The following is a 12,353-nucleotide window of genomic DNA, read 5'->3' on the forward strand; positions in this document are numbered from 1 at the left end:
CCTTGCAGTCGGTAATGTATATAGAGGGGGAGTGACTCACATTGAATCAGCCTATGCCCAAAAATTCTGCAATGCTTACGACGGATTCCCGCTTGAACGGTAGGCTGGGAACAGGCAAGAAACACGGTTTTTTCTATGAACTGATCCGCAATCGAGTATTATTTCTGATGTTGTTACCTACTTTAATCTTTTTCTTCATAAATTCGTACATTCCTATGGTTGGCATTTATTACGCATTTACCCAGTTTGACTTTAATACCAGCCTATTTGAGGCCCAGTTTGTCGGACTCCAGAATTTTCGCTTTCTATGGCAATCCGGCACGCTGACCAAATTGACATTGAATACAGTTGGATATAATGCAGCGTTTATTTTACTCGGCAACGTGTTAGCGATTGTCCTCGCTATTTTACTGAATGAGTTGCGAGGCCGCTACTTTAAAAAGATCACTCAATCTGTGATGTTTCTTCCATACTTTGTTTCCTTCGTCATTCTAAGTGTCATCGTGTACAACATATTTAATTATGATAATGGTTTTCTGAACACGCTGCTCGTGCAATTTGGTGGTGAACGTGTGGATGTGTATAACAAACCATGGGTGTGGATTTTCCTGATTATCCTGTTCTATTTGTGGAAAAATCTCGGCTACAGTATGGTAATCTACCTGGCAGCGATCACAGGGATCAGTGACGAGTATTATGAGGCAGCTAAAATAGACGGAGCCAACATTTTTCAACGAATTTGGTACATTACCGTTCCTATGCTCAAGTCGACATTCGTTGTGCTGCTGTTATTTGCACTGGGTAGCATTATGAAAGGACAATTCGATCTGTTCTATCAGTTAATCGGTAACAACGGTGTGCTGTACAATACGACGGATATTTTGGACACTTATGTGTATCGTTCCTTGAAAGTAACTTTTGATGTGGGGATGGCTTCGGCCGCAGGTGTGTATCAATCCCTGTTCGGATTTGTACTGATTATGACTGTGAACTATATCATCCGCAAGCTGAACGACGAATATGCCTTATTCTAGAAAGGAGAACCCAAACGGATGGCGATCAAAGAAGATGTATACACTCGACTATTTAAAATCATCTCTTATGTGATTATCATTGTGGCATCCATTGCCTGTTTACTCCCGTTCCTACTTATTATTTCAGCTTCACTAACCAGTAATGAATCGATTATCAGGGATGGCTATCACTTTATTCCACAGCAATTCTCGCTGGAAGGATACCGGACGGTGTTCACCTTTCCTGAAGAGGTGTTGCGGGCATATGGGGTGACGATTTTTACCACGGTTGTAGGTACGACGCTGGGCCTGTTCCTGATGACGATGGCCGGATATGTGCTGGCACGCAAAGATTTTAAATACCGCAACGCGTTTTCATTCTATATTTACTTTACGACGTTGTTTGGAGGCGGATTAGTACCTTGGTACATTATGCTCACGAAGTATTTGGGGCTGCTAGATACGTATACAGTGCTTATTTTCCCGGGATTAATGACTCCATTTCTGATCATTTTGATGAAAAACTTCATTCGTTCCTCTATGCCCGAAGAACTGTTCGAGTCCGCTAAAATAGACGGTGCAGGTGATTTTAAAATTTACTACCGAATTGTACTGCCTTTATCTACGCCGGGTATTGCCACTGTGGGGCTGTTTCTGGCTTTGGCTTACTGGAATGACTGGTTTTCATCCTCACTCTTTATTAATGACCCGCATAAATACCAGTTGCAATACTATCTGTATAATGTCATTAACTCCATGCAATTTATTGCTCAAATGGGTGCAGGCACCGGCGTGTCCCTGTCCAACGATATGCCGACAGAGTCGACCAAAATGGCAATGGCGATCGTGGTTACGGGTCCCATTTTACTCCTGTACCCGTTCATTCAGCGTTACTTTGTCAAGGGGCTGACGATTGGTGCGGTAAAAGGATAAGCGGCACTAAAGGCTGAGATGGCATAATGTGCTGACATTGTGCCATCCAAGCAGCACTTTTTGTAAGTGTTTTATTTAAACGGACTACCATTTCAAAGGGAGGATTCACATGACATTCACAAAGAAAAGAAAACAACGCATGTCCATCCTGATTGCAGTAATGGTTATCATGGCGCTCTTAGCCGGATGTGGGGGCGGTAGCGGAAACAGCGCACAAAAAGCAAATGGAGAGGATGATAAAGCCCAGAAAGTACAGCTGCAATTTTATATGCTGGGTGATGCTCCTAAGGATCTGTCTACCATTGAGGCAGAGATTAATAAGTTGGCAGAAAAAGATCTGAATGCCACCGTCAAATTTAACTACACGACGTGGACAGACTGGGATCAAAAATATAAGCTGTTATTGTCTTCGGGTCAGCCTATCGACCTGATCTTCACTGCAGATTGGACGCAGTATCAGGCCTATGCCAAGAAGGGGGCATTCCTGCCGCTAGACGATCTGCTGCCTAAGGCCGCACCTGCCTTGCAAAAATTCGTGCCTCAGGACATGTGGGATGGGGTTAAAATCGGAGGCAAAATTTATACCGTGCCTGGCACGTATAAAGAATATGTCACAAACGGTTTTGTATGGCGTGAGGATTTACGCGAAAAGTACAATTTGCCTAAACCGACAGACATCAAAAGTTACGAGGCTTACATGGACGGGATACGTCAGCATGAGCCTAATATGAAAACGGTATCTTTGAACAGTGATATCAAGGGAAATCTGCATGATCGTTATACCGAATTAGTAACGAAGAGTGTAGGTGCTTTGCCTTATGGCATTGGTATCAAATATGAAAAACCAACAGAGGTATATAAGTATTGGGGCTCAGATGAACAAAAAGAAGAGCTGAATACTTACAAACGCTGGGCTGATAAAGGGTTTATTCCCAAAAACGTATTAAACGTAAAAGATACGCTTCAGGATCAAGTCACTTCTGGTAAAGCAGCGAGTATTTTTGGCGACAACCCAACCCGGTTTAATGATATGGTCATTAAGCTCAAAGCATCCCACCCGGACTGGAAGCTTGAGTACTATCCATTCCCGCTGACAACGGGCTATGCAACTCCGGTGCATCCGATTCATAATGGCTTTGCAATTCCAAAAAGCAGCCCGAACCCAGCCCGCGCGCTGGCCTTTTATGAAAAGCTTGTAACGGACAAACGCTATAACCTGCTTACGCAATATGGTATCGAAGGCAAAAACTACGAAGTCAAAGATGGTTACTATCAAATGATAGGTAGCGGTAGTACGAATGGATTTTCACGGGAAGGAATGAACAGCTGGGCTTGGCGTAACCCGGAATACATGCTGTTTGATTCAGGCTTTGACCGTGTGAAGAAGATTTTTGCCGAGCTGGATAAAATCCAGAAGCCTGACCTGTTTACCGGTTTTGCAGAGGACTATACGACCTACCAAGCAGAAAAAGCGGCATTAGAACAGGTCGAGAAGCAGTATCTGTACCCACTTCAAGCTGGACTGATCGACAACGTTGATCAAGGTCTTGAGACTTTCATGCAAAAGGCGAACCAAGCGGGTTTGGAAAAAATTCAAACCGAATATACAAAACAATGGGAAGCTTATGTGAAGGAGAAGGGGATCAAGTAAAACGCTAAGAGTTGTGATCTAAAGTAAAAGCAAGTCTCCAGATAGTTGGAGGCTTGCTTTTTTGATATCGCCTATTGCGCATTCGCTTTAGAACGGCGAAAATCTGTGGGTGTCACGCCCAAACTGCGTTTAAACATACGGTGGAAATAAGAGCTACTCGCAAACCCGGTTTGTTCTGCCACGTCAGCCACCGACCAGTCGGTCTGTTTCAGCAGCTCACAGGCCTTGCGAATACGAAGCTGCTGGATGACGTCTACGATGGTGGACATGGTTTGTTGCTTATAAAGCCTGCTGACATAGATTGGCGACATATCCAGCTCTTCCGCAATCTGATTGAGACAGAAATTAGGGTCCGTATAAGCTTGCTCCATTCGTTCGTTGATTTGTTGTACCAATCGTTCTTGCTTTGTATTTCGTTTTTCCGCCAGATTGGAGCGAACCTGTTCAAAGACCAATTGGTACTGAGCAATAAGATCCTCGGCGGTCTCTAATCGATCTGCGGATGGTAATTCAGGTTTAGATTCGATAGCAAATCCATTGAGCTCACTTATATGCCGAACGGCATTATTCACACTCATAATGAGCCGGGATATTGCCACCCGGACAGAGGAAAACGGATATTTCTCCATATGCATCAACAGATCTTTGAACATCCGGTGTGCATCCTCCGTATGACCAGATAGCAGCGTATCCAGCAATTTTTTTTCTTTATCCGATGGAAATACATAAGTATTTTGGACATCTTCATCTGTAGTGCTTCGCGCATTAATAATACAGCCATGACCCTGAAAAAAACGGTGCATAGATGCGTTCTCTACCTGGCGGTACAGCAGATGCAGCCGTTCTGGTTGACTTGTAATTACGCTGTAGGTTAGTGATACACTTAGCTTCAAATATTCGAGACAAGCTTCACGTATTTGGCGTAATAAGGTCTCCAGTAGTACCGTGTCTGTATGTTCTGCAGGGTCTAAAATGTTGAGCATCAACAGGACGCTATCCTCATCCATATCAACGGTTTCCACCCGGTATGTCTGCCCGCATATTTCGGAAGCGATATTCATGATGGCAAACTTGTAGGGTAGCAGATCAGGTCCGCGCTCGCTTTGCCAGCGGGCATATTCATCTATGCGCAGGAGTACAAGCCGATAATCTTTATCGAACTGGAATGTAATCCCAAGCTCACGCAGTCTTTCCGGTTCTTCACCGGCAGGAAGATTTCGGATGCCGCGAATCACATTCCGTAAAATGTTTTGCCGGATTGTGTACATACTGTTGCGTTTCTCCGATTCCAGTGAATTCATATGCACAACAATTTGACCAATAGGCGTATACAGCATTTTGGACAGCAGCCAGGAAGCTACAAATCCTGCCATTCCGATGATGGCCGCGATCAGTACCATGGCATTACGAATAACACTCGCCATTTTGATAACGCTTTCATAAGGTGTGACACTAATATACTGCCAACCTAGTCCATCCGGGGAAGTATAGGAAATCAGTGATCTTTTACCATGAAAGTCTTCTACAAAATAGCCTGTTTCCTGTTTTTTGACTCTAGTGTGCAGCCATAGCTGTTCTTTTTCGTTCAAAGCTTCGTCTGTCAACGTTGTACCAGATAACAATCTGCCTTGATCGTCTAAAATATAAGCAGTCCCACCTGAGATGGGGGTCGACGCCATTTCCTTGTTCATCCAGGCCGCTGACACGTTCACAATCACAGCCGAATTTATCGCTTCGTTCGAGTTGATTGCGTCATAACATAAATACGTATAGGCTGCGATGTCTGGGCTTGCTTGCTCTACGCCAGCTTCGGGGTCTGAGGCAGACAGCAACGGATACGTGCGTGGAATAGGCGTAAAGGGTTTGTAGTCCTGATAATGATCCAGCACGCGAATGATGTCTGTATCAGCCAGTTCATGCTTGCTGAATAACCCGTTTTGGCCTTGTGAGGACGCAATGTAGAAGGTGTCACTTTTAGGGTTATACACGTAGATGGATTCAATATAAGGCATGGAGTTAAGATAATTATTTAATTCGGTCATGGCAGCGGTTACATCATATACATTGGGCTTGGGATAATACAACAGCTTGGATAGGGTACTGCTGCGATACATTTGAAATGCCAACGATTGAGCAATAGATGTCATGTTGATGACCTCTTTGCTTCTCAACGTTAAGCTATTGTGATTGGCTTCGAACGCCTGCTCCTTTTCCACGCGAATATAGTAGAAATAATATACAGTGGTGGATACCAGCAACGTTAGTGTTATACATAACGTAATGCTGACCAGCAATTTGCTGTGTAGCTTGTGATGCTTTTTGAAATTGCTCATATGAACAGGCCTCCTGTCTGTGTGAACGTAGCTGTAAAGTACACCCTATTTATGTATTCATTATACGTATGATTTTATGAACAGGACAGTGAACAAACCGATTCTTTGTGAAAAATAATGATTTTTTCGTAAAAAGACCGGGAACACGGATACGCAAACTAGATTGCGTCGGTTCCCGGCCTGTTTTATTGGTTCAAATGAAAAGAAGCAAAGATGAGGCGGCATTTCAATTAGTCAGGAAATTGAACATTACCTTTAACAATATAGGCTTGGCCTGTGCCATTTTCCGCTAGAGCTGGGATGGTATCATTCAGTACGACACCGCGAATGTCCGTAATCCGTATTTTCAGAGGCTGTTTTCCTAAGTTAGTACCCAGAAAGTGGTTGTAATCCTGTTTTTCGAGATTGAGCCATTGCCCGTTTTGTTGGACCTCCATTTTTAAGACTGGATATTTATGATTGCGTACTTGAATGGCTGCCCACCATTGGCTGCTGCCTTCTTTAATGCGGTAGGAGACATTACCACTAACCGGAGCTTTGACAACTTTCCATGAAATATTGATTTTTCCATCCTTTTGATTGCCAATCAGGTTGAAGGCATTCGGAGACAGATCAAGTGCGCCACTCGGACCCTCAGGGTATAAATCTGTTACATAGACGGTTGTTTTTCCTTTGGGGCCTTGAACTTCTAAATAGGCTCCAGCTAATGCGGCTTTAATTCCGTTATAATTCAATTGTGTGGGGTTAAGCGCTGTAATTTTGGCATCAGAAGGGATAGGATCAAGCAGTAATGCTCCTCCAGAGTAACCTGATCCTGTATATGTGGCGTACCCCGTGTATGTATCATTCCAAGCAGCTGAAGCGGGAAGTGCGAACAATACGACACTTAGCAACGACGTCAGACCAATCGTTTTGAACTTTCGGAACAGAGATTTTTCTTGCATAATCATTTCCTCCTTGTTCATTTAATAGATTTATATAGTAAATATAAACACTATATTACCTAATATTCCAAATTGTACAATAGGACTTTGAGGCAAAAAGAAAATGTTGAAGATATTTGTCAACATACCCATAGGTCATATGGCGTGTTTTTTGAGAAATGGCTGTACAGATAAAGAATAAGGGGAGGGTCAAGTAATGGAGGGCGAAACTAGGACTTTTGGATGAAGTCTTTTAAATAGAATAAGCGAACTATTGTTCTCGTTTTGATTGTCGTATACAATCGAATCATGCTGATTCAAATAGAGTAATGTCGACTCTGTGTATACTGCAAGAAAGGATGTTATGCATCATGATGGGAAGAGCCCATTTAATTATTGGAACCGGGGTCTCCCTATCGGTATTAGCCTTAAGTGGATTCGAAGTGACTCCGGCTGCCGTGGCAGCCGCTGTGGTTGGTTCATTGCTGCCGGATATTGACGAGCCTAACTCCATGCTTGTGAGCCGTGCGTTACCGAACAAAATGCTTAGGCTCATACAGCTTCTAATGATTGGGGCTGCGGGTTGGGTGTTTTTCACCCGTTTGGCTCCGCCACCCTGGAATCTTGTTTTGGCTTTGCTGATGATCAGCGCTTCTTTTATGCCGTCACGGTCTATGCGTAAAGTTATCATTTTTTTAATTGGTATCGGCCTTGCCTGGTATGGGGAATCATATGCACCGTGGAATTATATCGCCGGGTGTCTGCTGATCATATGTACGCTTGTTCCGCACCGAGGATTGACGCATACGGTATATGGGACAGTAGCATGGACCGCGCTGCTTTACGGCACGACACGTTTGCATGGCGACAGTATATGGCTGGCTGGAGGTATAGCGTACTTGCTACATTTATTGGCAGATTCCTTGACGAATAACGGAATTAAGCCTTTGCCGCCATTCAAATGGAAGCTAAGATTTAGATTAATGAGCACCGGAACCCGGAAGGGAGCAAAGGTAGAAAATATCTGTATCACCTTAACAGCTGTACTTGTAGTGATTGCTTTGCTTCGGTACAAGCATTTAATTTGAGAACTTCTATTTTTTCTTCTATTAAATTAAAAAACAGTCAAGCACACGTATGTGTCTTGACTGTTTTTTTATAGATTCTTATTCTCTGTTACTTCTTAAGCTCGTTCAATAATGGTATTCAGTGTTGTGCGATCCAGATTTTGAACCAACTTAATGATCAGTTCCTTGGCCGCATCATAATCATCGGTGTGAATAATGGACGAGGAAGTGTGGATGTATCGTCCACATATGCCGATGACGGTAGATGGCACACCAATTCCGCTCAAGTGCACTTGACCAGCATCCGTTCCCCCAGTGGAGATAAAATATTGGTACTTAATTTTGTGAGTTTCCGCCATGTCCTGCACATACTCCACAATTCCGCGGTGTGTAATCATACCTGGATCAAAAACCCGCAACAGTGCGCCTTTACCAAGCTGTCCGTATGCGTTCGGATCCCCACCCATATCGTTGGCAGCACTGCAATCCAGTGCAAAGAAAATATCCGGCTGAATCAGATTGGCAGCTGTGCGTGCACCGCGCAGTCCCACTTCCTCCTGAACCGTAGCTCCTGCATACAATGTATTTGGAAGCTGGTCCTTTTCCTTATGTAATGCCTCCAACAGCTCAATGGCCAGGCCAACACCATATCGATTGTCCCATGCTTTAGCCATGATTTTTTTTGGATTCGCAAGTGGAGTGAAATCACAGATCGGAGCGATCGCCGTTCCGGGTACAATCCCCAGATTTTGCGCCTCCTGTTTGCTGTCTACGCCGATATCCAGGTACATATGCTTGATGTCCATCGGTTTGCTGCGTTGCGCTTCATCAAGCAAATGTGGTGAGACAGATCCAACTACACCAATGATTGGGCCATTTGGGGTCAATACTTGAAGACGTTGTGACATGATGGCTTGGCTCCACCAGCCTCCAACCGGCTGAAAACGAATCATTCCATTTTCCGTAATGCCATTCACAATAAAACCAACTTCATCCAGATGTCCTGCCACCATTACACGTGGGCCACTTTCTTGCCCGCGCAGTACACCAAAAAGACTGCCCAAACGGTCCTGAACGATTTCATCCGTATAACCGGATATTCGTTCTTTAACCCATGCCCGCAGATCTCGCTCATGTCCAGAAATGGAAGGGAACTCTGTTAAGGTTTTAAACAATTCCAATGTTTTTGCTTCCATGATGTTATCTCACTCCTTATTAATTAACCAGTGGTCGTCATGTATTCAGTATGAATGGATTTGTACGGAATGTCCACGATATCATTTTCCTGACATAACATTTCCCCAAAAAGCTCATAATGTTAAGGAGCCAAGCAATCTGAACCGCCAAGCGCGGAACTTTTGAATAAGGGGTGGTGAATGATGCCAGCTAAGTCAGGACAGCGCGGTTTTCGTACCAATTCGTCGCCGTTGTCCATAAATGAGAAAGACTATCAAAGTGTTTCCCAAAAGCATGAACCTTCCAGAAAAGTATTTGCCAATTGTGTGCGTGCTTTTCTGGTTGGTGGCGTCATCTGTGTGATTGGGCAGGCGATTCAGGAAGCCTTTATGGCAGGGATGCATATTCCAGCCAAAGAAGCTGCGGCACCAACTGCATCCATGATGATCCTCTTGTCTGTTATATTAACCTGCATCGGGGTCTACGATAAGATTGCCCAATGGGCAGGAGCGGGAACCGCTGTACCCATCACAGGTTTTGCGAACTCAATGTGTTCAGCTGCATTGGAGTATCGTTCCGAGGGATTGGTACTTGGAGTTGGTGCAAATATGTTCAAGCTGGCAGGCTCCGTTGTTGTATTTGGTGTTGTGGCCGCATTTATCGTGGGCGTTATATACGCAATCCTCGGTGTGGGGGGCAATCACTTATGAGAAGACAGGGAGGACAAACCTGGAAGTTCGAGTCGAGACCGCGCATCATTGGGAGTGCAACTGTTGTAGGCCCGGATGAAGGAGAGGGACCGTTGTCCACAGATTTCGATTATATTTATGACAATATCGAAATAAACGAGAAAACATGGGAAAAAGCGGAACGAAGATTAATTGAGCATTCTACAGAGCTTGCGTTAATTAATTCAAATTTAAACAAAGAGGAAGTGCAATTTTTCATAAGTGGTGATCTGATGAATCAGATTATCAGCAGCTCATTTTCGGCTAGCAAGCTTGCTATTCCTTATTTAGGTGTTTTCGGAGCCTGCTCAACGTCGATGGAAAGCTTGGCTTTAGCAGCACTTATTGTGGATTCAGAGGCGGGCGACTACGTGATGGCGGGTACAACCAGCCATAACTGTACTGTGGAAAAACAATTCCGCTATCCTAATGAATACGGAGCACAGAAGCCCCCCACAGCTCAGTATACTGTTACCGGTTCCGGTGCGGCCATTGTGGGACATGCGAAGTCAGGTACGGTGGTAGATTGTGCCACTATTGGGCGTGTAATGGATATGGGCATTAAAGATCCCTTTAATATGGGCGGGGCCATGGCTCCAGCGGCGGCGGACACGCTTTTGTCTCATTTTCGAGATACAGGCAGGGACCCAGGCTACTATGATCTTATTGTAACAGGGGATTTAGCCTCCGTAGGGCTGCCGATTGCCAAGGAGCTGCTTAAAAAAGATGGATTCGATATGAATCAAACGGAATTTAATGATTGCGGTTTACTGATTTACGACATCAATAAGCAAAAGAAGGTCATTGCAGGTGGAAGTGGTTGCGGATGCTCAGCTGTTGTAACCTATGGACATCTGTTAAAGCGGATCGAAAAGGGAGAACTACAAAAGGTGCTGGTCGTGGCGACCGGAGCGTTATTGTCTCCTTTGACTACACAGCAGGGTGAAAGCATTCCATGTGTTGCACATGCTGTAGCTTTTGAAGCGGGAGGAAAAGTATGATATTTCTATGGGCTTTTTTAGTGGGCGGTGCCATTTGTGTCGTGGGTCAGTTGATGATGGATGTAATCAAATTGACCCCGGCACACACAATGAGTACGTTGGTGGTAGCAGGTGCAATTGCCGACGCTGTCGGAATATATGATCCCCTTATCAAATTTGCTGGAGCGGGTGCGACGATTCCAATTACCAGCTTTGGTAACTCACTCGTACATGGGGCACTAACCGAATTGGAAAAGGACGGATGGCTTGGTGTTATTACAGGGATCTTTAGTCTGACAAGCGCAGGGATTTCCTCGGCGATTATTTTCTCTTTTCTGGCATGCTTGTTTGTTCGTCCAAAAGGAAGCATATAAAGCAGGGTGCTTTAAATAGGATAAAAAGTAAAATAAATTGTATACGTGAACCCTTCGGATTTGATAACCGAAGGGTTTTTGACTGTTCCAAAAAATATGTACCTATAAGAGAAGATGGAGCTTGAATAATATGGGCAAGGAGTTAAGTGTACTCTATGTCCACCTTCATGTACAATAATAGGAAACATGTTGCTATCTAGGAGGTTTACAGAGTTATGCCCGTGCGTCAAGAATCTGTGCAGATTGTATCTGCAATCCGTTCTAATCTGGAATCATGCATATTAGGGAAATCCTTTGAAATAAAATTATTGCTTACGGCTATGCTGGCGGGTGGACACATTCTGATCGAAGACGTTCCGGGTACGGGGAAAACGCAAATGATCAAGGCTCTTGCAAAATCCATGCGTGGTGATTATCGCCGTGTTCAATGTAATCCTGATATTCTACCGAGTGATATTACAGGGGTATCTATATTTCATCCACGGGACGAGCGTTTTTATTTCCGTCCGGGTCCGGTTATGACTAACATTTTGCTGGCAGACGAAATTAACCGAGCGACGACGAAAACCCAGTCAGCTCTGCTGGAGGTTATGGAGGAACGAAGTGTGACGGTGGATGGGGACACTCATATGTTGCCTCATCCTTTTATGTTGTGTGCCACTCAAAATCCAATTGATTTTGAAGGCACTTATATGCTGCCGGAAGCACAATTAGATCGTTTTATGCTCAAAATCAGCCTGGGCTATCCTGATTTGGAGACAGAGCGCAACATGCTGCTTCATCATCAGACGGGCCAGCCAGCAGATCGTCTGGAGGCTGTAGCGCATATGGAACAGATTGCTGACATCCAGCAGGAAATCAGAGATATCTATATGGACGAAGCGGTGACGTCCTATTTACTCGATATCGTGCGTGCGACAAGAGAACATCCATCTGTGCTACTGGGAGCTAGTCCACGGGCCGCACTTGCTTTTGTCATGGCTGCCAAGGCATTCGCTTTTCAGGATAACCGTGACTATGTGTTGCCTGATGATGTGAAGGCGCTGGCACCTTATGTACTGACGCATCGTTTGCTGCTGCGTCCCGAAGCACGCCTCGATAGCTCCAACGCCCAGTCCGTGTTGCAGTCCGTGCTCCGACAGGTTCATGTACCCGTACGAATGGAGCGTTCTTAA

At 44.6% G+C, this 12,353-nt stretch carries 11 protein-coding genes; 8 read left to right on the forward strand and 3 right to left on the reverse strand.

Annotated elements, in window-relative coordinates; all coding sequences use genetic code 11:
• Positions 1-41: 41 nt before the first annotated feature.
• The 3 genes from G7035_RS16655 to G7035_RS16665 all read left to right on the forward strand — a co-directional run bounded on the left by G7035_RS16655 (position 42) and on the right by G7035_RS16665 (position 3,597).
• Positions 42-1,034, forward strand: coding sequence for an ABC transporter permease (locus G7035_RS16655; RefSeq protein WP_016821653.1), 993 nt, complete (start codon positions 42-44; stop codon positions 1,032-1,034).
• A gap of 18 nt (positions 1,035-1,052) precedes the next feature.
• The gene (locus G7035_RS16660; protein ID WP_016821652.1) at positions 1,053-1,946 is read left to right on the forward strand and encodes a carbohydrate ABC transporter permease; all 894 of its coding nucleotides are present in this window, start codon (positions 1,053-1,055) and stop codon (positions 1,944-1,946) included.
• A 109-nt stretch (positions 1,947-2,055) separates the two neighbouring features.
• On the forward strand, positions 2,056-3,597 hold the full coding sequence (locus G7035_RS16665; protein ID WP_019688089.1) for an extracellular solute-binding protein: 1,542 nt from the start codon (positions 2,056-2,058) through the stop codon (positions 3,595-3,597).
• 71 nt (positions 3,598-3,668) lie between these two features.
• Here G7035_RS16665 and G7035_RS16670 read toward each other — a convergent pair whose 3' ends face one another.
• Both G7035_RS16670 and exlX read right to left on the reverse strand, forming a co-directional pair.
• Complete coding sequence (locus tag G7035_RS16670) at positions 3,669-5,930, reverse strand: AraC family transcriptional regulator (RefSeq protein WP_019688088.1); 2,262 nt, start codon at positions 5,928-5,930, stop codon at positions 3,669-3,671.
• Between the two features lie 230 nt (positions 5,931-6,160).
• Complete coding sequence (gene exlX / locus G7035_RS16675) at positions 6,161-6,874, reverse strand: expansin ExlX (RefSeq protein ID WP_016821649.1); 714 nt, start codon at positions 6,872-6,874, stop codon at positions 6,161-6,163.
• A 350-nt stretch (positions 6,875-7,224) separates the two neighbouring features.
• On the opposite strand from exlX, the gene G7035_RS16680 reads away from it, so the two are divergent.
• Positions 7,225-7,941: a metal-dependent hydrolase gene (locus tag G7035_RS16680; protein WP_016821648.1), complete on the forward strand. Its 717-nt coding sequence runs from the start codon at positions 7,225-7,227 to the stop codon at positions 7,939-7,941.
• A 95-nt stretch (positions 7,942-8,036) separates the two neighbouring features.
• Here the strand turns inward: G7035_RS16680 and G7035_RS16685 are convergent, their stop codons facing one another.
• The gene (locus G7035_RS16685; protein WP_019688087.1) at positions 8,037-9,116 is read right to left on the reverse strand and encodes a M42 family metallopeptidase; all 1,080 of its coding nucleotides are present in this window, start codon (positions 9,114-9,116) and stop codon (positions 8,037-8,039) included.
• Positions 9,117-9,299: 183 nt separating this feature from the next.
• On the opposite strand from G7035_RS16685, the gene spoVAC reads away from it, so the two are divergent.
• The 4 genes from spoVAC (at position 9,300) to G7035_RS16705 (ending at position 12,353) form a co-directional block, all read left to right on the forward strand.
• A complete protein-coding gene (gene spoVAC, locus G7035_RS16690) occupies positions 9,300-9,806 on the forward strand; it encodes a stage V sporulation protein AC (protein WP_016821646.1) in 507 nt (168 codons plus the stop codon).
• The gene (gene spoVAD, locus G7035_RS16695) at positions 9,803-10,825 is read left to right on the forward strand and encodes a stage V sporulation protein AD (protein WP_016821645.1); all 1,023 of its coding nucleotides are present in this window, start codon (positions 9,803-9,805) and stop codon (positions 10,823-10,825) included. The genes spoVAC and spoVAD overlap by 4 nt, the downstream gene beginning before the upstream one ends.
• On the forward strand, positions 10,822-11,178 hold the full coding sequence (gene spoVAE, locus G7035_RS16700) for a stage V sporulation protein AE (RefSeq protein ID WP_016821644.1): 357 nt from the start codon (positions 10,822-10,824) through the stop codon (positions 11,176-11,178). Before spoVAD ends, spoVAE begins: the two co-directional genes overlap by 4 nt.
• A gap of 215 nt (positions 11,179-11,393) precedes the next feature.
• Entirely contained in the window at positions 11,394-12,353 is a 960-nt protein-coding gene (locus tag G7035_RS16705) for an AAA family ATPase (protein ID WP_019688086.1), read from the forward strand.

It is taken from the genome of Paenibacillus polymyxa (genome assembly GCF_015710975.1).
Lineage (GTDB): Bacteria > Bacillota > Bacilli > Paenibacillales > Paenibacillaceae > Paenibacillus > Paenibacillus polymyxa.

Bases quoted from the DNA above. Each gene is read 5' to 3' on its own strand.
- G7035_RS16660 (WP_016821652.1), top strand. From the start codon at position 1,053: ATGGCGATCAAAGAAGATGTATACACTCGACTATTTAAAATCATCTCT.
- G7035_RS16665 (WP_019688089.1), top strand. From the start codon at position 2,056: ATGACATTCACAAAGAAAAGAAAACAACGCATGTCCATCCTGATTGCA.
- G7035_RS16670 (WP_019688088.1), bottom strand. From the start codon at position 5,930: ATGAGCAATTTCAAAAAGCATCACAAGCTACACAGCAAATTGCTGGTC.
- exlX (WP_016821649.1), bottom strand. From the start codon at position 6,874: ATGCAAGAAAAATCTCTGTTCCGAAAGTTCAAAACGATTGGTCTGACG.
- G7035_RS16680 (WP_016821648.1), top strand. From the start codon at position 7,225: ATGATGGGAAGAGCCCATTTAATTATTGGAACCGGGGTCTCCCTATCG.
- G7035_RS16685 (WP_019688087.1), bottom strand. From the start codon at position 9,116: ATGGAAGCAAAAACATTGGAATTGTTTAAAACCTTAACAGAGTTCCCT.
- spoVAC (WP_016821646.1), top strand. From the start codon at position 9,300: ATGCCAGCTAAGTCAGGACAGCGCGGTTTTCGTACCAATTCGTCGCCG.
- spoVAD (WP_016821645.1), top strand. From the start codon at position 9,803: ATGAGAAGACAGGGAGGACAAACCTGGAAGTTCGAGTCGAGACCGCGC.
- spoVAE (WP_016821644.1), top strand. From the start codon at position 10,822: ATGATATTTCTATGGGCTTTTTTAGTGGGCGGTGCCATTTGTGTCGTG.
- G7035_RS16705 (WP_019688086.1), top strand. From the start codon at position 11,394: ATGCCCGTGCGTCAAGAATCTGTGCAGATTGTATCTGCAATCCGTTCT.